Annotated in this window: 20 protein-coding genes and 1 riboswitch; of the genes, 10 read left to right on the plus strand and 10 right to left on the minus strand. The window is 70.1% G+C overall.

Annotated elements, in window-relative coordinates:
• Positions 1-161: 161 nt before the first annotated feature.
• The 3 genes from BLV39_RS37515 (at position 162) to BLV39_RS37525 (ending at position 5309) form a co-directional block, all read left to right on the plus strand.
• Positions 162-3872: an alpha-L-rhamnosidase gene (locus BLV39_RS37515; RefSeq protein WP_090803184.1), complete on the plus strand. Its 3711-nt coding sequence runs from the start codon at positions 162-164 to the stop codon at positions 3870-3872.
• A 147-nt stretch (positions 3873-4019) separates the two neighbouring features.
• Positions 4020-5084, plus strand: coding sequence for a LacI family DNA-binding transcriptional regulator (locus BLV39_RS37520; RefSeq protein WP_176985288.1), 1065 nt, complete (start codon positions 4020-4022; stop codon positions 5082-5084).
• 15 nt (positions 5085-5099) lie between these two features.
• Positions 5100-5309: a hypothetical protein gene (locus tag BLV39_RS37525; protein WP_090803190.1), complete on the plus strand. Its 210-nt coding sequence runs from the start codon at positions 5100-5102 to the stop codon at positions 5307-5309.
• A 3-nt stretch (positions 5310-5312) separates the two neighbouring features.
• On the opposite strand, the gene BLV39_RS37530 is transcribed toward BLV39_RS37525, so the two are convergent.
• The 5 genes from BLV39_RS37530 to BLV39_RS37550 all read right to left on the minus strand — a co-directional run bounded on the left by BLV39_RS37530 (position 5313) and on the right by BLV39_RS37550 (position 9487).
• Positions 5313-6707, minus strand: a complete 1395-nt coding sequence (locus BLV39_RS37530; protein WP_239084021.1) for a cation:dicarboxylate symporter family transporter — start codon at positions 6705-6707, stop codon at positions 5313-5315.
• A gap of 43 nt (positions 6708-6750) precedes the next feature.
• Positions 6751-7260, minus strand: a complete 510-nt coding sequence (locus BLV39_RS37535; RefSeq protein WP_090804030.1) for an LURP-one-related/scramblase family protein — start codon at positions 7258-7260, stop codon at positions 6751-6753.
• 17 nt (positions 7261-7277) lie between these two features.
• On the minus strand, positions 7278-7892 hold the full coding sequence (locus BLV39_RS37540; protein WP_090803196.1) for a CE1759 family FMN reductase: 615 nt from the start codon (positions 7890-7892) through the stop codon (positions 7278-7280).
• The gene (locus tag BLV39_RS37545; RefSeq protein WP_090803199.1) at positions 7889-8977 is read right to left on the minus strand and encodes an LLM class flavin-dependent oxidoreductase; all 1089 of its coding nucleotides are present in this window, start codon (positions 8975-8977) and stop codon (positions 7889-7891) included. The genes BLV39_RS37540 and BLV39_RS37545 overlap by 4 nt, the downstream gene beginning before the upstream one ends.
• A 66-nt stretch (positions 8978-9043) precedes the next feature.
• Positions 9044-9487 (minus strand): DUF5709 domain-containing protein, encoded by a 444-nt coding sequence (locus BLV39_RS37550; RefSeq protein ID WP_090803202.1) that lies wholly within the window; start codon positions 9485-9487, stop codon positions 9044-9046.
• A 92-nt stretch (positions 9488-9579) separates the two neighbouring features.
• Here BLV39_RS37550 and BLV39_RS37555 point away from each other — a divergent pair, with 92 nt between their 5' ends.
• On the plus strand, positions 9580-11232 hold the full coding sequence (locus tag BLV39_RS37555) for a glycosyltransferase family protein (protein WP_143050061.1): 1653 nt from the start codon (positions 9580-9582) through the stop codon (positions 11230-11232).
• Positions 11233-11385: 153 nt separating this feature from the next.
• On the opposite strand, the gene BLV39_RS37560 is transcribed toward BLV39_RS37555, so the two are convergent.
• Together BLV39_RS37560 and pdxR are read right to left on the minus strand one after the other, a co-directional pair.
• Entirely contained in the window at positions 11386-12243 is an 858-nt protein-coding gene (locus BLV39_RS37560; protein ID WP_090803208.1) for a bifunctional 5,10-methylenetetrahydrofolate dehydrogenase/5,10-methenyltetrahydrofolate cyclohydrolase, read from the minus strand.
• A 17-nt stretch (positions 12244-12260) separates the two neighbouring features.
• Positions 12261-12343, minus strand: a riboswitch (ZMP/ZTP riboswitch).
• A gap of 35 nt (positions 12344-12378) precedes the next feature.
• Complete coding sequence (gene pdxR / locus BLV39_RS37565) at positions 12379-13764, minus strand: MocR-like pyridoxine biosynthesis transcription factor PdxR (protein ID WP_204082961.1); 1386 nt, start codon at positions 13762-13764, stop codon at positions 12379-12381.
• 46 nt (positions 13765-13810) lie between these two features.
• Between pdxR and BLV39_RS37570 the strand changes: the two genes are divergently transcribed.
• On the plus strand, positions 13811-14752 hold the full coding sequence (locus BLV39_RS37570; protein WP_090803214.1) for an aldo/keto reductase: 942 nt from the start codon (positions 13811-13813) through the stop codon (positions 14750-14752).
• On the opposite strand, the gene BLV39_RS37575 is transcribed toward BLV39_RS37570, so the two are convergent.
• Entirely contained in the window at positions 14749-15564 is an 816-nt protein-coding gene (locus BLV39_RS37575) for a S1 family peptidase (RefSeq protein ID WP_090803217.1), read from the minus strand. The two genes, BLV39_RS37570 and BLV39_RS37575, sit on opposite strands and share 4 nt — an antisense overlap.
• A gap of 207 nt (positions 15565-15771) precedes the next feature.
• Between BLV39_RS37575 and BLV39_RS37580 the strand changes: the two genes are divergently transcribed.
• Entirely contained in the window at positions 15772-19200 is a 3429-nt protein-coding gene (locus BLV39_RS37580) for a 3-keto-alpha-glucoside-1,2-lyase-like domain-containing protein (protein ID WP_090803219.1), read from the plus strand.
• 19 nt (positions 19201-19219) lie between these two features.
• Here BLV39_RS37580 and BLV39_RS37585 read toward each other — a convergent pair whose 3' ends face one another.
• On the minus strand, positions 19220-20128 hold the full coding sequence (locus BLV39_RS37585; RefSeq protein ID WP_090803224.1) for a helix-turn-helix domain-containing protein: 909 nt from the start codon (positions 20126-20128) through the stop codon (positions 19220-19222).
• Between the two features lie 32 nt (positions 20129-20160).
• On the minus strand, positions 20161-20421 hold the full coding sequence (locus BLV39_RS37590; protein WP_373315420.1) for a hypothetical protein: 261 nt from the start codon (positions 20419-20421) through the stop codon (positions 20161-20163).
• 264 nt (positions 20422-20685) lie between these two features.
• On the opposite strand from BLV39_RS37590, the gene BLV39_RS37595 reads away from it, so the two are divergent.
• The 4 genes from BLV39_RS37595 to BLV39_RS37610 all read left to right on the plus strand — a co-directional run bounded on the left by BLV39_RS37595 (position 20686) and on the right by BLV39_RS37610 (position 22387).
• Positions 20686-20901: a hypothetical protein gene (locus tag BLV39_RS37595; protein WP_143050062.1), complete on the plus strand. Its 216-nt coding sequence runs from the start codon at positions 20686-20688 to the stop codon at positions 20899-20901.
• Between the two features lie 10 nt (positions 20902-20911).
• Entirely contained in the window at positions 20912-21154 is a 243-nt protein-coding gene (locus tag BLV39_RS37600) for a hypothetical protein (protein ID WP_090803230.1), read from the plus strand.
• Between the two features lie 87 nt (positions 21155-21241).
• Positions 21242-22033, plus strand: a complete 792-nt coding sequence (locus tag BLV39_RS37605; protein WP_239084022.1) for a class I SAM-dependent methyltransferase — start codon at positions 21242-21244, stop codon at positions 22031-22033.
• Between the two features lie 153 nt (positions 22034-22186).
• Positions 22187-22387 (plus strand): hypothetical protein, encoded by a 201-nt coding sequence (locus BLV39_RS37610; protein WP_090803233.1) that lies wholly within the window; start codon positions 22187-22189, stop codon positions 22385-22387.

The following is a 22387-nucleotide window of genomic DNA, read 5'->3' on the forward strand; positions in this document are numbered from 1 at the left end:
CTGACCGGATTCCGACTCGCGGCAACCTCCGCAAGACATGGATGAGCATCGTTGCCAGGCGTCGCGACGATCCGTAGCATGGCGGTTACGACCGTCGATGAAACGTTTCACCGCCGGTCGGTGCACCGATCCGCCCGTCCCCGGATCGCTTGGAGGAATCCATGCCAACCACCACACCGCGCCGCCTCGCCGGCGCGGCCACCACCCTCACCTGCGTCGCGGCCCTGCTGTTCGCCGGCGCCGCGCCCGCGCAGGCCGCGCCGGTCAACCTGGCCGGCGCCAACTGGATCTGGTACCCGGAAGGCAACCCCGCCGACACCGCGCCCGCCGCCACCCGCTATCTGCGTCGCACCTTCACCGCACCGTCCGGTGTGGTCAGTGAGGCGCAGCTCGTGGTGACCGGCGACGACAGCGTCGACGTCTGGCTCAACGGCGTGCCACTGGCCAGCTCGGCCCAGGCGGTCGACTCCTGGCGCCAGGCGCTCTACGTCGACCTGGCCGGCGCCCTGCGACCCGGCGCGAACACGCTCGCCGTCGCCGCCCGCAACACCGCCGCCGGACCCGCCGGCGTCATCGGCCGGCTGCGGGTGGTCGCCGCGGGCGGCACCGTCGAGCTCGTCACCGACGCGGCGTGGAAGGCCGCTAACAGCGTCGGTCCAGACTGGACCGAGCCGGCGACCAGTGACGCGAGCTGGCCCGCCGCGCTCGTCTCCGCCGGCTACGGCGCGGGACCGTGGGGGAGTGGCGTCACCGGACCGGACGTCGCCGCCGGCTCACCGCTGGCGGTCACCGCGCCGACCACCGAGCGCCGGGTGACGCCTCTCGGTGTCGACGCGGCGAAGCCACGTTTCGGCTGGAAGGCGACCGCGCCGGCCGGCACCGAACTGCTCCAGGGCGCCTATCAGGTGATCGTCTCCACGACGGAGGCCGCGGCCCAGGGCGGCACCGGCAACGTCTGGGACAGCGGCCGGGTGGTCTCCGGCCGCTCGGTCGACGCCGCCTACGGCGGTGCCGCGCTCGCGTCCCGCACCCGCTACTGGTGGCGCGCGCGGGTCTGGGACACCCAGGGCCGGCAAGGGTCGTGGGGTCCGGTGAGCTGGTTCGAGACCGGGCAGTACAACCCGGCCACTGGTTGGCAGGCCGCGTTCATCGGGTCCAGCGCGACCGCACCGGCGCTGTCCGGCGCCACCTGGATCTGGTACCCGGAGGGCGATCCGGGCGCGAGCGCGCCGATCGGCATCCGCTACCTGCGCCGCACGTTCACCCTCCCGGCCGGTGCCATCACCCGAGGCACCTTGACCGTCACCGGTGACGACACGGCCGACGTCTGGGTCAACGGCACCCAGGTGAGCAGTTCGCCGAGGGTGTTCGAGTCGTGGAAGAGCGCGGCCGTCCTCGACGTCACCGCCCGGCTCGTGGCGGGCGGCACCAACACCATCGCCGTCGCGACCGAGAACACCACCGTCTCGCCGGCCGGCGCGATCGCCGCGCTCGAGGTGACCGGGGCCGCCACCACCCGGGTGGTCAGCGACGGCGCCTGGAAGGCCAGCCAGACCGCACCCGCCGGCTGGCAGAACTCCGGCTTCAACGACGCGGCGTGGCCGGCGGCCCGGGCGATCGCCGCGTACGGCGCCGGCCCATGGGGCGCCCAGGTGTCCGTCGTGCGCGGGGCGCCGTACCTGCGCAAGGGCTTCTCACTGGCCAAGCCGGTGGCCAGCGCCCGGCTGATGGTGACCGCGCTCGGCCTGCACGAGACGCGGATCAACGGCGCGAAGGTAGGTGGTGAGGCGCTCGCTCCAGGGTGGACGGACTACAACCGCCGCGTGCAGTACCGGATCCTCGACGTCACGTCGCAGGTGCGCCAGGGCGACAACGCGATCGGCGCCTACCTCGGCAACGGCTGGTACTCGGGATCGCTGGGCATGGGCGGCAACCAGCGCTACGGCACCCAGCCGTGGTACTCGGCCGACCTCGTGGTGACGCACACCGACGGCACCAGCACGACCGTGCGCACCGACGGGTCCTGGCGCACGTCATCGAGCCCGATCCGGTTCGACGACATCTTCCACGGCGAGGAGTACGACGCCCGCGCCACGCAGGCCGGTTGGGACCAACCGGGCTTCAACGACGCGTCGTGGGCGGCCGCCACGGTCCGCACCGGCACGAAGCCCAACCTGGTGTCCTCCGTCGACCCCGGCGTCGCGGTGCAGGCGACGCTGCCGGCGGTGGCGGTGACCCAGCCCCAGCCGGGCGTCTGGGTGGTCGACCTCGGGCAGAACTTCGCGGGCTGGAACCGGCTGCGGGTACGCGGGCCGGCCGGAACGACGGTGACGATGCGGCACGCCGAGGTGCTCAACCCGGACGGCACGGTCTACACCGCGAACCTGCGCGCGGCCCGGGCGACCGACCGGTTCACCCTGGCCGGCACCGGCGCGGACGAGGTCTACGAGCCGCGGTTCACGGTGCACGGCTATCGCTACGTCGAGCTGACCGGCTTCCCGGGCACGCCCAGTCTGTCGACGGTGACCGGACTCGCGGCGTGGACCAACGGCCCCGCGACGGGCACCTTCAGCACCTCGAACGCGCTGGTGAACCAGGTGCAGCGGAGCATCCTGTGGGGACAGCGGTCCAACATGCTGACGATCCCGACCGACTGTCCGCAGCGCGACGAACGGCTCGGCTGGACCGGTGACATCGCGGCGTTCGTGGGCACCTCGACGTTCAACATGGACGTGCACGGGCTGCTCGACAAGTTCACCGACGACCTGACCGACGCGCAGCGCACCGACGGCGCGTTCACCGACGTGGCGCCGGCCGTCTGCTGCGGCGCGGGCACCGCGGGCTGGGGCGACGCGGGCGTGATCGTGCCGTACACGGTCTGGCAGCGCTACGGCGACCTGCGGATCGTCGACGAGAACTTCACGGCGATGCGCCGCTGGGTCGACTACTCCCGGGCCACCTCGGGCGCCGACCTGATCCGCAACCAGTCGACGTACGGGGACTGGCTCAACGTCGGCGACAACACGGCCAACGACCTCATCTCGACGGCCTACTTCGCCTACAGCGCGCGGCTGGTGGCCCGGATGGCCGCGGCGACCGGGCGCACCGCCGAGGCTTCGTCCTACGGGACCCTTGCCGACCAGGTGGCGGCCGCGTTCACCAACCGGTTCGTCGCGGCGGACGGCACGGTCTCCGGCAACACCCAGACGGGGTACGTGCTGGCCCTCTCGTTCGGGCTCGTGCCTTCTGGTCGGGTGCAGGCAGTGGCGGACAAGCTGGCCGCCAAGGTGGCCTCCCGCAGCGGGCACCTGTCCGTCGGCTTCCTGGGCGTGGAGAACCTGCTCCCGGTGCTCGCCGAGAACGGGCACCTGGCGACCGCGTACCAGGTGCTGCTCCAGCCGGACTATCCCGGTTGGGGCTACATGAGCGCGCGCGGCGGCACGACGATCTGGGAGCGCTGGGACGGGATCCGCACCGACGGCTCGTTCCAGGACGCCGGGATGAACTCGTTCAACCACTATGGACTCGGCTCGGTCGGCGACTTCCTGTACCGGTCGGTCGGCGGCGTCGGCCCGGACCCGCGTGACCCGGGCTACCACCGCCTGGTCATCGCTCCGCGCCCCGGCGGCGGGCTCACCTCCGGGCGGGCCGACCTGTCGACGCCGTACGGGCGGGCGCTGTCGGACTGGTCCATCACCGGCGGCACGCTGACCCTGCGGGTCGAGATTCCCGCGAACACCACGGCGACGGTGCGCGTGCCGGCGTCGTCGGCCGCCGCGGTCAGCGCCCCCGCGCAGGCGGTAGCGATGGGCTACACGGGCGGCGCGGCCGTCTACCAACTCGCGGCCGGCTCGTACACCTTCACCGCCTAAGAGCAAGCAAGGGCCCCTTGTTATCGCTTTCCGCGGTACAAGGGGCCCTTGTTAACGCTGTGACTGGCGTCACTCTATGAGGATCAATGTCTCGCGCGTACTGTATCGATGCAGAAGGGTTCTGGATCGATGCAGAGGAGGCGTGCGGTGCGACCCACACTTCAGACCGTGGCCGACACCGTCGGGGTGTCGCGCAGCACCGTCTCCAACGCCTACAGCCGGCCCGACCAGCTCTCCGCCGACCTGCGCGACCGCATCCTGGCCGCGGCGACGGCGCTGGGCTACGCCGGGCCGGACCCGACCGCCCGGTCGCTGCGCAAGCGCCGGGCCGGTGCGATCGGCATGCTGTTCACCTCCAGCCTGTCGTTCGCGTTCACCGACCCGTACGCGGTGCAGTACCTGCGCGGCATAGCCGAGGCGGCCGAACAGGCCCGCACCGGGCTGCTGCTGCTCCCGCTGTCCGTCGACGACGACGTGGCCGCGGTCGCGGCGGTCAACGAGGCCGCGGTCGACGGCTTCTGCGTCTACTGCATGCCCGACTGGCACCCGGCGCTCGACGCCCTCGCGGCCCGCGGGCTGCCGGTGGTCAGTGGGCAGCGGCGGGCCAGCGACGGTCCACAGTCGGCGTTCGTCGGCATCGACGAGGCGGCGGCCACCCGGGCGGCGGGCGAGCACCTGATGGCGCTCGGGCACCGGCGGATCGCCGTGATCGGCGACTACTTCAGCGTCGCACCGACGATCGGTCCGGCCCTGCTGGCGTCGCCGGCCGATGTCGCCTACTACACGAGTCGCGAGCGGCTGCGCGGCTACCAGGCGGCTTTTGCCGCCGCCGGCGTCGACTGGTCCACGGTCACCACCGTCAACGTGCCCGGCAACTGCCGGGACGACGGCGCCGCCGCGGCCGCGCACCTGCTCGACCGGGCGCCGCGCCCGACCGCGATCGCGGCGCTCAGCGACATCGTCGCGCTCGGGGTGCTGGACGCCCTGCGGGCGCGCGGGCTGCAACCCGGCCGGGACGTGTCGGTCGTCGGTTTCGACGACATCCCGGAGGCCGCGGCCGAGAACCTGACCACCGTCCACCAGCCGGCGGCCGACCGCGGCCGGCGCTCCGGCGAACTGTTGCTCGACCCACCGGCCGACCCGGCCGACCGCACCGTCGTGCTGCCCACGCGGCTCGTCGTGCGGGCGACGACCGGCCCGGCCCCGTCCTGACAGGAGAGTTCCGTCATGCTCGATCCCACTGCCTTCGTACAGGCCATGAACGCCACCCGTGACCACGTGTACTCGGCCCGCCCGGACGCGCCGGTGGTGCCTGACCGGGCACGCCGCACCGGCCGCGGTGATCCTCTGCGCCGGGTCGCCGCCACGGTGCTGCGGCGGGTCGCCGACCGGGTCGAGCCCCGGCGCGCCCGGACCTGCTCCACCGCGGCGATCTAGGTTCTAGATCGGTTCAGAGTTGTGGGTCGGGCGGTCGCTGCTCCTGCGTTGGGCGGCGACCACCGGCTCACGTTCCCGTTCCGGCTCGTCGTCGAGCATCGTGGCCTCGTCGAACGGGTCCGCGCCGCCCAGCACCGCCTGGGCGCGGTCCCGGTCGAGCTCGCCGGCCCAGTGCCCGACCAGGAACGTCGCCACCGCGTTGCCGGCGAAGTTGGTCAGTGCGCGGGCCTCCGACATGAACCGGTCGATGCCGACGATCAGCCCGACGCCCTCGACCAGGTCGGGCCGGTGCGACTGGAGTCCGCCGGCCAGTGTGGCCAGGCCGGCCCCGGTCACACCGGCCGCGCCCTTCGAAGCAATGATCATGAAGAGCAGCAGGCCGATCTGCTCGCCCACCGCCAGCGGCTTGTTCAGCGCGTCCGCGATGAAGATCGACGCCATCGTCAGGTAGATCGCCGTGCCGTCCAGGTTGAACGAGTACCCGGTCGGCACCGTGATGCCGACGACCGTGCGGGAGACGCCGACGTGCTCCATCTTGGCGATCAGGCGGGGCAGCGCCGACTCCGACGACGAGGTCGACAGGATGAGCAGGAACTCGCGGCCGAGATAGCGGAACACGGCGAAGATGTTGAGCCCGGTGACCAGCTTGAGCAGCGTGCCGAGCACGATGACCACGAAGATCAGGCAGGTCAGGTAGAAGCCGAGCATGATCTGGAGCAGCCCGGCGAGTGCCTTCCAGCCGGTCTCGCCGACCACGGCGGCGATCGCACCGAACGCGCCGATCGGCGCCACCCACATGATCATCGCGAGCACCCGGAAGACCAGCTTCTGGAGGAAGCCGACCGCGCGCAGGATGGGCTCGCCCGTCGCGCCCATCGCCTGGATCGCGAATCCGACCAGCAGGGCGACCAGCAGCGTCTGCAGCACCTGCGAGTTGGTCAGCGCCGAGAACAGCGTCGTCGGGATGATGCCGAGCAGGAAGTCGACCGTACCCTCGGACTCGCTGGTGTCCGGCGGCTTGCCGGCGCTGAGGTCGAGGCCGCTGCCGGGGTGCAGGATGTTGCCGACGAGCAGGCCGATCGCCAACGCCACTGTGGACATCACCAGGAAGTAGCCGAGCGCCAGGCCGCCCACCTTGCCGACCTTGGCGGCCTGGCGCACCGAACCGATGCCGAGCACGATCGTGCAGAAGATGATCGGGCTGATCATCATCTTGATCAGGTTGACGAACCCGGTGCCGAGCGGTTTCAGCGACTCACCGACCCCGGGCGCGACCAGCCCGACGAGAATTCCGGCCAACACGGCGACGATGACTGCCAGATAGAGGTACTTGGTCCGGTCGCGGCGCGGCGCGTCAGCAGGCCGGGTGTTCTCGGCGATCGACATGAGTCCACTCATGCCCACCTGTGACCGCGCTCACACCATTATGGATGTCGGTTCGTCAGTGGTCTTCGGCTTCCTCGGCGCGCTTACGTTCGGCCCGCGACTCGGCGAGGTCCAACGCCAGCACGCCGGCCAGGATCAGCAGGTCGTTCTGGCCTTCGGCGATGTCCACCGCGTACGTGTCGCGGATCGTGAACCACTTCTTGGACACCTTGGCGACGCGGTGGCCACCCAGCTCCACCTCGTACTCGTGGTCGAGCAGGTCGCCCTTCATCTCCAGGTCGTCCGGCCCCGGCACGTCGATCGTGTACTTGTCGCGGAACGGCGTGAACAGCTTCTTGCGCATCTCGGCCGCCTCTTCGCCACCGATGCTGATCGCGTAGGTCGGGCGCAACGCGATCAGCTTGCGGTGCACCGCGGCCACCTCGCGGCCCGACGGGTCTTCGATGACCAGCTTGTCGCGCAGGCTGAGCACCTTGCCGTCGACGTGGAACACCTTGTTGCCCGCGTCGTCGGTGATGTCGAAGTCGTCGCCGATGTCGAGGAACTTCTCACGGATGAGGTACATGACCTCATCCTCGCGCATCACTCGCCGGCGAGCAGGTCCTCGAACGAGGTCTTGAGCGCGAACGGGTCGTCGACCGTCGCCGGGTCGCGGCGGGCGACCTCGGCGGCCAGCTCGGCCGCGGCGCGGCGCACCCGCTGGTCGAGCCGGCCACCGCCCTCGTCGCCGCCCCAGTCCTCGGGCGCCGCGAACACACCGGTCGGGATGACGATCGACCGGGTGTACGCGAACAGCGGGCGCAGCGCGTGGTCCAGCGCCAGCGAGTGTCGGGCGGTGCCGCCCGTCGCGCCGATCAGCACGGGCTTGCCGGCCAGCGAGCCGTCCGGCAGCACGTCGACGAACGACTTGAACAGCCCGCTGTACGACGCGGTGAAGACGGGCGAGACGGCGACCAGCCCGTCCGCGCCGGCCACCGTCTCCACCACCTTGGCGAACGCGGCGCCGGCGAAGCCGGTCAGCAGGTTGTCGGTGATCTCGTGCGCGTGGTCGCGCAGCTCGATCACCTCGATCTTCGGCGTGACACCGAGCCGGGTCAGCTCCTCGCCGGCCGCGGCCGCCAGCTTGTCGGCCAGCAGCCGCGACGACGAGGGCTGGCGCAGACCGCCAGTGACCACCGCCAGGGTGCGTTCCGTCATGCGCTCACCTTCGCAGCGGCCGCCGCCACCAGCGACTCGTGCGTCGGCGCGTCCGGCACGTCGGCCGGCCGGTTGACCTCGAACTCCTTGCGGAGCACCGGAACAACCTCCTCGCCCAGCAGGTCGAGCTGCTCCAGGACCGTCTTGAGCGGCAGGCCGGCGTGGTCCATCAGGAACAGCTGACGCTGGTAGTCGCCCACGTAGTCGCGGAAGCCGAGCGTGCGGTCGATCACCTGCTGCGGGCTGCCGACGGTCAGCGGCGTCTCGCGGGTGAAGTCCTCCATCGACGGGCCGTGGCCGTACACCGGCGCCTCGTTGAAGTAGGGGCGGAACTCGCGTACCGCGTCCTGGCTGTTCTTGCGCATGAAGACCTGGCCGCCGAGACCGACGATGGCCTGCTCCGCGGTGCCGTGGCCGTAGTGCGCGTACCGCTCGCGGTAGAGCGCGATCATCTTCTGGGTGTGCTCCTTGGGCCAGAAGATGTGGTTCGCGAAGAAGCCGTCACCGTAGAAGGCGGCCTGCTCGGCGATCTCCGGGCTGCGGATGGAGCCGTGCCAGACGAACGGCGGGACACCGTCGAGCGGGCGCGGTGTCGCGGTGAACGACTGCAGCGGCGTGCGGAAGCGGCCCTTCCAGTCGACCACGTCCTCGCGCCACAGCTTGTGCAGCAGCGAGTAGTTCTCGATCGCCAACGCGATGCCGTTGCGGATGTCCTGGCCGAACCAGGGGTAGACCGGCCCGGTGTTGCCGCGGCCCATCATCAGGTCGACCCGGCCGTCGGCCAGGTGCTGGAGCATCGCGTAGTCCTCGGCGATCTTCACCGGGTCGTTGGTGGTGATCAGCGTGGTGGCGGTGGAGAGCAGGATCTTCTCCGTGCGCGCCGCGATGTAGCCCAGCATCGTGGTCGGCGAGGACGGCACGAAGGGCGGGTTGTGGTGCTCGCCCATCGCGAAGACGTCCAGGCCCACCTCTTCCACCTTCTGCGCGATGCGGACCATGGCCTTGATCCGGTCGTGCTCGCTGGGGGTCGTGCCGTTGGTCGGGTCCGGCGTCACGTCGCCGACGGTGAAGATCCCGAACTGCATCACAAAACTCCTCACTTCGGTTTCGCCACCGTCAACTTATTTGACGCCGCAACTATTCCGGGGAGCTTAACGGAGAGGTCCGTCACCCTCGTCGTCCGGCCCGTCGACCACGTGGATCGCGGCTTCCTCGGCGCTGGCACCGCCGGCATCGATCCCGGCGTCCCACGCTACCGAGTCGGCCTCGGTGTCCTCGCCGAATCCCTGGTCGTCCTCGACCAGGCGGCCGGACCGGGGGTCCTGCTCGTAGCCGCGCCGGCTGAGCTCGTCCTCGTCGTCCGGAACCTCCGCGTACGGGTCGACGTCCGGCTCCTCCTCGGCCAGGAGTTGCTCGAGTGACTCGCCCTGACGCTCCTCGGCCGCCGTAGTGCCGAACCGGTCGGCGCCGCTCCACCGGTCGGCGGGGGCTATGCCCACGTCCAGCGGGTCGGCGACCCGGTCGTCGTCGAGCGTGTCGGAGGCGTCGAGCACCCCGTCGTCCTCGAGCACCTCGAACTCTGGGTCCTGGCTCATTGGTTCCCTCATTTCCCTCGGTCGGGTGCCAGCCTAGGAGCCCGCTCGCTCGGTGCGTTGTCCCGGTCCTGGTCGTCCGCTAGCCTGCGCCGGTGCCCCGACTGCCGCTGACGCCGGTTTTGCGCCGAACGCGAGCCGTACCCGGATTGGTGTGGCTGATCCTGGTGTTGCACGTCGCAGTCGTGCTCTGGCAGACCGCGATGTTTCCGAACTTCCGCTCGCCGGACGAACGCCAGCACGTCGACCTGATCGTCGCGGTCGAGCGCGGCGCGGCGTGGCCCTGGCCGGACCCCGGAACCCTGGCCGTCACCGAGGGCAGCGGCGCGGGCGGCTTCACCAAGTCGAATCGGATCGACGGGCCGCTGCGGCTGGCCGACCACCCGCTGCCGTCGCGCGGGGACCGCCCCTCGTACGTTTCCCACGGCGGCAACACCCGCGACCCCGACCAGCCGGCGAACCAGCTCATCCAGCACCCGCCGCTGTACTACGTTGCCGGCGGCGCCGCGCTCGCCCTGGTGCCGGGCTGGGACAAGATCCCGTTCGACCTCACGTACCTCGTGCTGCGGTGGTGGAACGTGCTGTTCGCGGCTTTGCTTCCGCTGATCCTCTGGGCCGTGGCCCGCCGGCTGCGGCTGCCCGAACCCATCCCGGTGGTCGCGGCGCTGGTGCCGCTCGCGATCCCGGAGCTCACCCACACCGAGTCCGCGGTCAACAACGACAACCTGCTGGTCCTGCTGTTCGCAGTGCTGACCTTCCTGGTCGTACGGGTGCTGACCGGCGACACCACCCGGCGCACCGCGCTGGCGATCGGCGCGGTCGGCTCGCTGGCCCTGCTGACCAAGGGATTCGCGCTGCTGGTGCCGATCTGGGTCGTTGTCGCCTATGCCACCGTGGCGATCCGCAGGCGTTCGCCTCGCGTGCTCCTGACGCTCGGTGTCGCGTTGCTGGCCACGCTGCCCGGACTGGCGTGGTGGGTGCGCAACCGCATCGTGTACGGGTCGGTGCAGCCGCACGGACGGTTCACGGAGGTGCCGACGCTGACCGCCACCCACTCGTTCGGCGACGGCGGCCTGACCTGGTTGGCGCGGCTGCTGGAGCGGATGAACACGCTGTTCTTCGTGCACGACCAGACCGGCGACCGGTTGCACCACTGGCCATGGAAGCTCGCGATTCTTGCCGCCTTGGTGGTGGCGGCGGGCATCGTGCTGACGCTGGTGCTGGGGGCGGTGCCGCGGACCACGGCGCTCGTGCTGCTGGTGCCGGTGGTCGGGCTGCTGGCGATCGTGGCCAAGGGCTCCTACGAACAGTGGGCGGCGACCCAGACGTACGCGGGCATGCAGGGCCGCTACCTCTACGGAGGCCTGGTCGGGCTTGCTGTGGTCGCGGTCGCGGCAGCGAGTCGGCTGCCAGACCGCTGGCGACGCGCGACCCCGCTCGCGGTCCTGCTGGGCGCGGTGGTGATGCAGGCGGTCTACTTCGGATACACGCTGGACCTGTTCTGGACGCCCGCGGACGGCAACCGCCTGGCCGCGTTCCGGGCCATCTTCGACTGGTACGCCATGCCGCCGGTGGTTCTCGCCCTTGTCGTTCTGGTCGCGGTGGCCGCGCTGGTCTGGCTGCTGGTCGCCATGGTGCGGCTCGCCTTCCGTGCGCCGCTGGTCCCGGCGGTAGCCGGTCCGAGTCTGTCCCTGCCGACGCAAAAGGCCGCACCGGCCGTCGAGTCGGAAGACCGCGTCCAGATCTAACGCGAAGGAAGGGACCCTTGTTAACGCTGGGCGTTAGCAAGGGTCCCTTGCTTTGCCTTGGCGCCGAACCCACCGCGGACCTGGCAGTGGAGCGAAGCGGAGCGTTCTCTGGCGGGAGCGACGGTCGTGCCCACCGCGAACCCGAGCAAAGACCTAAGAAGTGGCGCGTTCCGCCGCCGAAACCGCGTTGCGGAACAGCATCGCGACCGTGGTCGGCCCAACTCCACCGACGCGCGGAGTAATAGCCCCCGCCACCTCGGCGCATGACTCGTCGACGTCCGGGAGCAGGCGGCGGCCCTCGTAGCGGACGCCGCCGCCGATCACTGTCGAGCCGGGGCGGACGTGCTCGGGCTGGATGATGCCGGGCACCCCGGCCGCCGCGATCAGGATCTCGGCACGCTGGGTGTAGCGCGGCCAGTCCTTGACGCCCGTGTGCACCACCGTGACCGCGGCGTTGGCGGTCGGGCGCTTCTGGGCGAGCAGCATCGCGAGCGGCCGGCCGAGTGTGGCGCCGCGGCCGAGGATGACTACCTCGCGTCCGGAGACCGGGATCTCGTGGAAGGCGAGCAGTGCCTCGATGCCCGCCGGTGTGCACGGCAGCGGGCCGGGCAGCCCGAGTGCGAGCCGGCCCATGTTGACCGGGTGCATGCCGTCGACGTCCTTGTCGGGGTCCATCGCGTTGAGCGCCACGTCGTAGTCCAGGTGCCCCGGGACCGGGTGCTGCACGAGCAGCCCGTGCACCGCGGAGTCGGCGCTGAACTCGGCGATCACCCGCTCGAGCTCCGCCTGCGTGGTGTCGGCCGGCAGGTGCGCGTGCGGCGAGACGAAGCCGAGGTCGGCCGCCTGCCGTTGCTTGATCCGGATGTAGCCGGCGCTGGCGTCGTCGTCGCCGACCAGGATGGTGGCCAGCGCGGGCGTGACGCCCTTGTCGCGCAGCACGCGGACCCGGTCGGAGACCTCGGACAGGATGCTCTCGGCGACCGGGCCGCCGGGCAGCAGACGTGCGGACATGGTTATCCCCCCTCGACCGTGGGAACCCAGGCGGTCGATACCCACGGCGGGCTCCCCGATGGTCGTTGCCATCCCCGTGCCGCCAGTCGCACTCACCCCCCAGCATGCCAGAAAGCACCCGTGGGCCGCCCGTCGCTACACCCGGTCGAGGGTCGTCCGCAGCGTGGCGACCGCCGGGGCGATCTCGCCGTCGGCGAGGTTGCCGTAGCCGAGCACTAGCACCGGCGTCGGGGTGGCTGGCCGCTCGGCCCGGTAGTCGTCCAGCGCCATCAGACTCAGCCCGGCCCGCGCGGCGGACTGGACCACGGCGCCCGCGTCAGTGCCGGCGGGCAGGTGGAGCAGCACGTGCAGTCCGGCGGCGGTGCCGTCGACCGTGCCCTCCGGGATGGCCCGGGCCAGGGCAGCCAGGAGCAGGTCGCGGCGGGTACGGAAGCGGCGGCGGGCGGCGCGCAGGTGGGCGTCGTACCAGCCCCGGTCGACGAAGGCGGCCAGCGCGAGCTGGTCCAGCACCGGCGGAGCGGCTTCGCCGCCAAAGACGAGCGCACCCGGCGCGACCAGCCAGCCCAGGCCGAGCGCAGGGGAGAGGATCTTGCTCACCGAGCCGAGCAGCGCCACCCGGGAGGGGTCGAGTCCCTGCATCGCGGCGATCGGTCGGCGGTCGTAGCGGAACTCGGCGTCGTAGTCGTCTTCCACCACGAAGCCGTCGACCGCGCGGGCCCATCGGACCAGTGCGGCGCGGCGTTCGGGGGAGAGCACCGCTCCACTCGGGAACTGGTGCGCTGCTCCGACGACGACCGCTCGCACTTCGTCCAGGGTGTCCACCCGCACTCCGTCCCGGTCGACGGGGACCGAACGCACGGACAGGCCCGCGCCCGCCACCGCCGCCCGCAACCGGGGCCAGCCGGGCTCCTCGACCGCTACCGCGTCGACGCCGAGCCGGCGCAGCGCCCGTGCCACCCGGGTCACGCCGTCGGTGATCCCGGCGCAGATGGTGACCGTGTCGGCGGTGGCGACGGCGCCACGGGAGCGGCGCAGATACTCGGCGATCGTCCGGCGGGCAAGCGGGTGGCCGCGTGGGTCGGGCAGGCCCAGATCGGTGACGGAGACCGTGCGGGTCACGGCGGCGACGCTGTCGGCCCAGCGGCGGCGGGGGAACGCCCGCAGATCGGGCAGGCCGGGTGCCAGGTCATAACGGATCGCGGTGGTCCGAGTGCGGGCGGCGCGGGCCGGTCCCAACGAGGTGACGGCTGTGTCAGGCGTCCAGGCCACCCGGGTCGCCGAACCCACCCGCGCCGCCAGGTAGCCCTCAGTGACGAGCTGGCCGTACGCCTCCGTGACCACCCAGCGCGAGCAGCCCAGCTCCTCGGCCAGCGCCCGGCTCGGTGGCACGGCTGACCCGCTAGGCAGCCGGCCGGTTCGGATCGCCGCACGCAGCGCCCGGGCCAGCCGTTGGTGGACGGGACCGGTCCCGGTCAGGTCGAGCAGCGTCGCCCACGCGAGATTGGTCTGGGAATCCGCCACGAAATTGGAGCGTACGCCCCGACCGATCCTCACTAGCGTCGACAGCATGATGGATCACCTGGTACTCGGAGCGATGATGTTCGGCACCACCGTCGACGAGCGGCGCGCGTTCGCGATCCTCGACCGCTTCGTCGACGCCGGCGGCACCTGGATCGACACCGCCAACTGCTACTCCTTCTGGGCCGACCCGAGCGGCTTCGGCGGACAGAGCGAGACGTTGCTCGGCCGCTGGCTGGCCCGCCGTCCCGGGGTACGCGACCGGGTGGCGATCAGCACCAAGGTGGGCTGTGAACCGCTGGAAGCGGGTCGCTTCCCGGAGACGGCCGAGGGGCTGGGCGCGCAGACGATCAAGAGCGGCATCGAGCAGAGCCTGCGCCGGCTCGGCACGGACCGGGTCGAGCTGTACTGGGCGCACAAGGACTTCCGCCGCACGCCGGTCGAGGAGACGGTGGGTGCCTTCGGCGAGCTGGTGAACGCCGGGCTGGTCAAGCGGCTCGGCTGCTCCAACTTCGCGGCCTGGCGCATGGAACGGTCACGCCGGGCGGCGGCGGACGCGGGAGTGGTCGGCTACACCGCGGTGCAGCAGCACCACACCTACCTGCGGCCGCGGCCCGGCACGCGGCCGACGGTGGTGCACCGGTTCGGCTTCTACGAGGACGAGCTGCGCTCCTATGTGGAGAGCCACGACGACATCGCGGTCTGGGCCTACACGCCGCTGCTGAGCGGCGCCTACACCAGGGCGGACAAGCCGCTGGCAGAGGAGTACGACCACCCGGGCACCGTCGCCCGGCTGGCAGCGCTGGACACCGTGGCTGCAGAGCTCGGCACCACCCGCAATCACGTGGTGCTCGCCTGGATGACCGGCGACCGCCCGTCGGTCATGCCGATCGTCGGCCCGAGCACGGTGGAACAGCTCGACGAGGCGATCGCCGCGATGGAGGTCACGCTCACCCCCGAGCAGCGCTCACTCCTCGACAGCAAAGCCTAGTAAGGCCCGACGCCGTACGCGGAACCGGCCCGCGCGGCCGGGGAGTAGTAGCTGACGCCGCCGGTGGAGCACGAGCCGCTGCCGCCCGAGGTGATGCCGACGCCGGTCGTCCCGGCGAACAGCGGTCCGCCGCTGTCGCCGGGCTGGCTGCAGATGTTGGTGCGGATCAGCCCGGTCACGGCCCCGTCGGCGTAGTTGACGGTCACGTTCAGCGCGGTGACCGTGCCGGACCGCACGCCGCTCGGCCCGCTGCGGGTGACCCGCGTGCCGACGGCCCTGGTCCCGAAGGTGCTGATCGGAGCCAGGCCCGGGTAGATGTTGACCGCACTGGGCTTGGCGATCGTGGTGTTGGTGTAGCGGATCAGCGCGGTGTCGTAGCTCGGGGTCACGGTGGTGACCACGCCGAGCGGCACGGTGGCCGCGGCGTCGGCGTAGACGGTGCTGCCGACCGCGCCGACACAGTGCCGCGAGGTGAGGAAGTAGTACGTGCTCCCGGCGCGGGCGTTGAACCCGATCAGGCATCGGAAGCCGCCCGCCTGGAAGAACGGGTCGGCGCCGGCGATGTGCCGTCGCAGCGTCCCCTTCTCCTGGACGACCTGTCCCCGGTCACGCAGGGCCTTGCGAAGGCCGGCGACGCGAGAGGTCGGGACCGTCTCGTCGACGGCGACGACGGTCTCGCCGGCCGGGGAGGTCCACCAGGCTGTGCCGGGCAGGCTGCGGTAAGCGGCGAGACTCGGCGCAGCCACGGCGGTGGTGGCCGGAAGCAGCACGGTGAGCGTCGCGACGGTGGCGAGGATCCGGGCTAGGCGCATATCGATGAATATCCCTGAACGGGTGACCGTCGGCAACCCTTTCGACGGCATCGGTGCTACTTCTGCTCGTTAAGACGGAAGTTCTGTCCCATTGAAGTTTAGATATGGACAGGTGACCGGGAAGACCCCTAACGTGTGCGCAACGCGATGACCCGCGTCGATCCGCCGTCCCCATTTCGCTCGTCCCTCTACCGTCCCGGAGGAACAATGAGCACACCGTTACGCCGTCCCCTGTCCATAGTCGCGGCCGCGGGCCTGCTCCTCGGTAGCGTGCTGGTCGCGCCGGTGGCAGCCCAGGCCGCTCCGCCGCCCCAGGAGCCTGGCGTCACCCTGCGCGTCTTCGACGTACAGGTGCCGCTCAACGAGATCTGTGACCTCAAGCCCAGCCAGACGCCCAACGTGGACAAACTCATGCCCACGATCAACTGGACGACGACCGCCGACTTCGGCGGGTTCAGCGACAACTTCGTCACCCAGGTGGTCGGCAACATCAACATCGCCACGGCCGGCAGCTACACGTTCCGGCTCACCAGCGACGACGGCTCCCGGCTGCTGATCGACAACACGGTGGTCATCGACCACGACGGTCTGCACAGCGCCCAGCCGCCCAAGGAAGGCACGATCTCCCTCACCACCGGCTACCACTCGCTGCGGATCGACCACTTCGAGCGCAGCGTCGACCAACAGATCACGCTGGACTGGCGTACGCCCGGATCGTCGACCTTCGTGCTCGTGCCCAACAGCGTGCTGTCCACCGACGCCGGCGTGGTGCGGGTGACCGCCCCGGGCCGCAAGGAGTGCGAGGCCGGCACCGACACTCCCGGCGACGGCCTGCCGCTGAACTCCCTGAACCCCAACTACACGCTGACCAACCTGCGCCCGACCGGCTTCCAGCCGCAGGTGTCCGCGATGGACTGGCTGCCCGACGGCCGGCTCGCGATCACCACCTGGGGCGGCACGGACAACGTGCTCGGCGAGGTCTACCTGCTGTCCAATGTGACCACCGCGACCGCGCCGTCACAGGTGACGTACCAACGGATCGCGCAAGGACTGCGGGAACCGATGGGCATCAAATACGTCGACGGAAAGCTGTACGTGTCGGAGAAGCACCGGCTCGTCGAGCTCAACGACACCAACGGCGACTGGGTCACCGACAACTACCGTCAGGTGGCGACGTGGCCGTGGGGTGGCAACTTCCACGAGTTCGCGTTCGGGCTGCTCTACCAGGCGCCGTACTTCTACCTGAACCTGTCGATCTCGATCAACTACGGCGGCGCGACGACGAACCCGCAGCCGGCCGCCAACCGCGGTTCGACGATCCGGATCGACAAGAACTCGGGCGCGGTGCACTACGTCGCGGGCGGCCTGCGTACACCCGATGGCATCGGTTGGGGTCCGGAGGGTGGCATCTTCGTCACCGACAACCAGGGTGACTGGCTCCCGTCCTCGAAGCTGGTGCACATCAAGCAGGACCGGTTCTTCAACCTCAACATGAACCCGCCCGGCCCGTTCCAGAGCCAGCCGGTGACCCAGCCGGTGCTGTGGATGCCGCAGAACGAGATCGCCAACTCGCCGAGCACACCGGTGCTCGTGCAGTCGGGTGTCTACGCCGGCCAGATGCTGATCGGCGACGTGACCTACGGCGGCCTGCAGCGGGCGTACCTGGAGAAGATCAACGGTGAGTACCAGGGTGCGCTGTTCCGGCACACCCAGGGCCTCGAGATGGGCGTGCTGCGCACGTCGATCGGCCCGAACGGCGCCATCTACGTCGGAGGCCTCGGCGCCGACGGCAACTGGGGCCAGGAGGGCAAGCTGAAGTACGGCCTGCAGAAGCTGACGCCCAACGGCGGCAACGTGTTCGACATGCTCGCGATGCGCGCTGTCAGCGGCGGTTTCGAGGTGGAGTACACCCAGCCTCTGTCGGCCGCCACGATCGCCAGCTTGGCCACCAAATACCAGGTGAAGCAGTGGCGGTACGTGCCGACGCAGAACTACGGCGGCCCGAAGGTCGACGAGCAGACGCTGACGGTCACCTCCGCGACCGCGTCCGCCGACGGCCGCAAGGTCACCCTGAAGATCAACGGCCTGCAGTCCGGCCGGGTGGTGTACCTGCGCTCGCCGCGCCCGTTCTCCGCGGCCAACGGCCAGGAGCTGTGGAGCACGGAGGCCTGGTACACGCTCAACTCCCTGATCGACGGCCCGCAACAACCGGGCGGCGTGCTGGAGGCGGAGTCGGCGGCACTGTCCGGCGGCGCCGTCGTGGCGACGGACCACCTGAACTACACGGGTTCGGGCTTCGTTGCCGGCTACGGCACCCAGGGCGCGAACACCACGTTCACGGTGTCCGCGGCCGCCGCTGGTTCCTATGACGTGAACCTTCGTTACTCGAACGGCCCCAACGGCGGCACGGGTACGAAGACGGTGTCGCTGTACGTCAACGGCACCAAGCTGCGCCAGACGCAGTTGCCGTTCACGAACAACTGGGACACGTGGGCGACGAAGACGGAGGCGGTGACGCTGAACGCGGGCAACAACACCATCTCCTATCGGTACGACGCCGGCGACATCGGCAACGTCAACCTGGACAACATCTCGGTCACGGGCGGCCCGTCCTCGACGGTCAACCTGGCGCTGAACAAGACGGCCACATCGGACAGCTCGTGCAACGCCAACGAGGGCCCGGCGAAGGCGGTCAACGGGAGCACGACGGGCGGCAACACCGACAAGTGGTGCTCGCTGGGCTCCTCCAAGTGGATGCAGGTCGATCTGGGTGCGGCGACCACGGTGAGCCGGGTCGTGCTCAAGCATGCGGCGACCGGCGGCGAGAACGCGTCGTGGAACACCCGGGACTTCAACGTCCAGGTGTCCACCAACGGCACGTCATGGTCCACAGTGGCCACGGTGACAGCCAACACCGCGGCGACGACGACGCACAACTTCACCGCGGTGCAGGCGCGATACGTACGGCTCAACGTGCAGACCCCGGCGAGCGACGGCAACGGGGCGGCGCGGATCTACGAGTTCGAGGTCTACGGCACGACCAGTTCAGGCCCGACCCGAACGGTCCTGTTCGACGGCACCGCGGCGTCGATGACCGCGAACTGGCAGCACACCGACGGCCGCAACCCGACCTGGACCATCACGGGCGGCGGCATGCAGGTCAACGGCGGTGACATCCGAACCCGGCAGAGCTACGGCGACTACAAGCTGCACGTCGAGTTCTGGCTCCCCTTGTACGGGCCGGAGGTGACAGGCCAGGCCCGCGCGAACAGCGGCGTCTACCAACAGGACCGTTACGAGCTACAGGTCCTGGACTCGTTCGGTGACACGTCGCTGGGCAACGACGAAGCGGCCTCGATCTACCAGAAGAAGGCAGCCGACGTGAACGCGGCGACGGCACCGGAGACCTGGCAGACGTACGAGGTCACCTTCCGAGCGGCCCGCTTCAACGGCACGACGAAGACCGAGGACGCCCGGATGACAGTGGTCTGGAACGGCGTGACGGTGCACAACAACGTGGCCGTCAACGGTCCGACAGGCGGGGGAGCGGCCGAGGCCAACACCCAGGGCCCGATCCGCCTACAGGACCACACAAACCCGGTCCGCTACCGCAACGTCTGGATCGAACCCGCGTAACCCCAAGACGGGCGCCGGGTCATTCGACCCGGCGCTCGTTCGCCCGCGGCTCGTGCTGCCGGCCCGTCTGCAGGGCTCGCAGATGCCGCTGGAGGTGGTGGTCCAGGATCCGGTCGACGTCGGTGACGGCCTGCGCCGCATACCCGTCGAAGATCTGCCGATACACAGCGACGTCCGCGGGACCGTGGGACGTCAGCGATGTGTTCAGCAGGTCGACTGCGACCGAACGGTCGCCCAGTTCGAAGCCGTGCATGGGCGGCGGAATGATGCGTCGGCCCTGGGGAATCACGCTGACCGTGACGTTGTCCTGCTTGGCGACCTCGCGCAGCCGTTCGAGCTGTGCGGGCATGTATTCGGGCGCACAGACATTGTCGGTCAGTACGTTCTCCAGCATGAGGAAGTGGAAGGTCCGCGTCGGATCGGCGAGGATCTCCTGGCGCTGGATTCGGGCGGACACCGCTTGGAGGACGGCGCGCTGAGAGGTGATCTCGCCGGCCGAGAACATGAGTTCGTGGAACGGCGTGAGAACGGATCTCGCGTAGTCACTCGACTGGATCAGCCCTGGTATCACCGAAGGTTGGAAGACGGCCAGCATCTGCGTGTCGGCCTCGAACGCCGCCGCACTTCTTTGCGCGTCCGCGAGCGTAGGGCCGAGGGGACGCCAGTCGGTCATCCGGTCGTGCGACAGCTCGGCCATTCTCACGAGCTCGACCACGAGATCGTCGGGCGCCTCGAGCGCCCGAGCGATCCGCTCCACGTCTGCGGCCTCGGCCGGCGCCCCGTTCTCAATCCGAGAAATCTTCGGCTGGCTCATGCCGACCAGCACGCCCAGTTGTCTGCCGGTCAGGTTCCTCGCTGCTCGAAGCCGTGCTAGTCGCGCGCCCAGCGAGTCGGGCTGGTCGTGGGGAGCGCCAAGGTTGTTGGCCATCAGCGCTCCCTCCTCCGTGGACTAGTCGCTGATCATGAAAGGCCGCGCGCGGCATTCTTCAGTAGCTCGACGGGAATCTCAACGAGTTGTTCTCCGTCGGGGAGGGTGACGCCCGCATGATCTCCGGTAACGATGTAGCCCTGGACGACGATGGTGCCGCGACCGCTGTCGTAGACCGTCGGGCACGTGCCTGTTGTGCAATACGCGGAGATGGTCCGAAGGTTGAACGCCGCCGAAGCCGACGGACCCTGGTTTGACGTGACTGCATCTGCACCGATGCTGGGCATATTCACGAAGCCGTATCCTGATTCAGGATCTTTGCGGCGTCAACCTCCCACGCTGAATTGTCATCCATCTGAAGGGCCGCTAGTTGGTGGTAGTCCATCGGCCGTCCTGCGATGTGGACGCTACCACTCAGCCATATGGCAACTTAGATGTGTTTTGACCCGGCTTCTAACCTGAATTCGCGCCAGTTGAATTATGCATGTGACCTTGAATGTTGATCATGGATAGTGAATCCATCGACGTGCGGCCCAACGATGTGTGGGGTGATCATCGTGAGTCTTGCGGATCTTTGGACATCGCTCAGCGACCATCGGTACGTCTACCTGGCCCTCGCCGTGGTCGTCGCCGCCGTCGCGCTGCGGTCGATGCGCCGGGCGTTGGCGCCGATCGGGCCGATCGTCCACGCGTTGGCCGCCATCGCCGGTGTCGCCTTCGCGGTCGGAATGGCGGTCGTCGTTCTCTTCGCTGTCGTCGTGAGCGGAACCTGAGGAGGTCGGGGTGGAGCACATCGCGCTCGTCGGGGTGGTCGGTGCGTTCGTCGGCCTGGTCGTGCTGGTCGAGCTCGCCGCCGCCGTGCTTCCGCTGGTCATCATCCTGACCTACGTGCCGCCGTGTGACCGGGCGGCGTTGGCCGAGCTCATCGCGGCCACCGACAGCTCGCGCCGGTTGCGGGTCGGCCGCGCGCTGCGGGTCGCCGTCGCTGCCCGCCGGGTCGAGCGGGCCAGGGACACCCTCGTGTAAATGGATGAGTCGGGTGGGTGACGGATGCGAAAGTCGTTCACTCGAACGGGGGTCAATCGATGGCGATCAGCGGATACTGTTGCCCGCGTGGTACCGGAGCGGTGGTCCGAGAAAGACGCCTACGAGGCCTATATGGGCCGGTGGAGCCGTCGGGTGGCCCCGCTGTTCCTACGCTGGCTGACCGCACCCGTGGGGCGGCGATGGGTCGACGTCGGGTGCGGGACCGGGGCGCTGAGTGGCGCGGTTCTTGCCGCCGCGGCGCCGGTCGAGGTGGTCGGTGTGGACAGCTCGGCCGCCTTCGTGACCGCCGCCGCCGATCGCGTCGGTGATCCGCGAGCCCGGTTTCGGGTCGGTGACGCGGAGGCGTTGCCGTTCGACGACGGGGAGTTCGACGTCGCGGTCAGCGGGCTGGCGCTCAACTTCGTGTCCGAGCCCCGTCGGGCCGTCGCCGAGCTGGCCCGGGTCACGGCCCCGGGCGGCACGGTGGCCGCCTACGTCTGGGACTACGGCGACGGCATGGAGATGCTCCGCTACTTCTGGGCCGCCGCGGCGAAGATCGACCCGACGGCGCCGGACGAGTTGGACCGGTTCGCCGCGGTGTGCCGCCCCGATCCGCTCCGCACACTGTGGACCGGCGCGGGGCTCCAGGGCGTGACCGTCGACGCGGTGTCGACACCGACCACGTTCACCGGGTTCGACGATTTCTGGACCCCGTTCCTCGGCGGGCAGGGCCCGGCGCCCGGCTTCGTCGCGCGGCTCGAGGCCGCCGACCGCAACCGCCTCCGCGACCTGCTGCGGTCCCGACTGCCGGCCGCGCCGGACGGCTCGATCCGACTCACCGCGCGCGCTTGGACGGTTCGCGGCACCCTCCCGGACTGACCGCGCGCTTGGACGGTTCGCGGCACCCTCCCGGACTGACCGCGCGCGCAACCCGTTCGGCCCGGCGCGCCGGTTCGTGACCGACAGCAAAATCCGGTCAAATGGGTGTCGCGGCGCCCGACGGTGCTGCGGCGAGGAACGGGGGCAGTGCCGATGAACGCGAACGGCGTGGCGAGTGAGATCCGTTGGGTCTACCGCCCACCCCGCAACCGCAGGTCGCCCGAGTCGAACCTGTCCGGCGCGCCGGTCTTCGGCGTCAGCGCCGCCGACGAGGCCGGCCTGGTAGACGTCATCCTGACCGACGGCACGCGCCTCACCGCCCCCGCCGGCGATGTCGTCGCCGAGCCCTGCTGA

Origin of the sequence: Asanoa ishikariensis (assembly GCF_900107455.1) — a bacterium.
Lineage (GTDB): Bacteria > Actinomycetota > Actinomycetes > Mycobacteriales > Micromonosporaceae > Asanoa > Asanoa ishikariensis.

Bases quoted from the DNA above. Each gene is read 5' to 3' on its own strand.
- BLV39_RS37515 (WP_090803184.1), top strand. From the start codon at position 162: ATGCCAACCACCACACCGCGCCGCCTCGCCGGCGCGGCCACCACCCTC.
- BLV39_RS37525 (WP_090803190.1), top strand. From the start codon at position 5,100: ATGCTCGATCCCACTGCCTTCGTACAGGCCATGAACGCCACCCGTGAC.
- BLV39_RS37530 (WP_239084021.1), bottom strand. From the start codon at position 6,707: ATGAGTGGACTCATGTCGATCGCCGAGAACACCCGGCCTGCTGACGCG.
- BLV39_RS37535 (WP_090804030.1), bottom strand. From the start codon at position 7,260: ATGTACCTCATCCGTGAGAAGTTCCTCGACATCGGCGACGACTTCGAC.
- BLV39_RS37540 (WP_090803196.1), bottom strand. From the start codon at position 7,892: ATGACGGAACGCACCCTGGCGGTGGTCACTGGCGGTCTGCGCCAGCCC.
- BLV39_RS37545 (WP_090803199.1), bottom strand. From the start codon at position 8,977: ATGCAGTTCGGGATCTTCACCGTCGGCGACGTGACGCCGGACCCGACC.
- BLV39_RS37550 (WP_090803202.1), bottom strand. From the start codon at position 9,487: ATGAGCCAGGACCCAGAGTTCGAGGTGCTCGAGGACGACGGGGTGCTC.
- BLV39_RS37560 (WP_090803208.1), bottom strand. From the start codon at position 12,243: ATGTCCGCACGTCTGCTGCCCGGCGGCCCGGTCGCCGAGAGCATCCTG.
- BLV39_RS37570 (WP_090803214.1), top strand. From the start codon at position 13,811: ATGATGGATCACCTGGTACTCGGAGCGATGATGTTCGGCACCACCGTC.
- BLV39_RS37575 (WP_090803217.1), bottom strand. From the start codon at position 15,564: ATGCGCCTAGCCCGGATCCTCGCCACCGTCGCGACGCTCACCGTGCTG.
- BLV39_RS37580 (WP_090803219.1), top strand. From the start codon at position 15,772: ATGAGCACACCGTTACGCCGTCCCCTGTCCATAGTCGCGGCCGCGGGC.
- BLV39_RS37585 (WP_090803224.1), bottom strand. From the start codon at position 20,128: ATGGCCAACAACCTTGGCGCTCCCCACGACCAGCCCGACTCGCTGGGC.
- BLV39_RS37610 (WP_090803233.1), top strand. From the start codon at position 22,187: ATGAACGCGAACGGCGTGGCGAGTGAGATCCGTTGGGTCTACCGCCCA.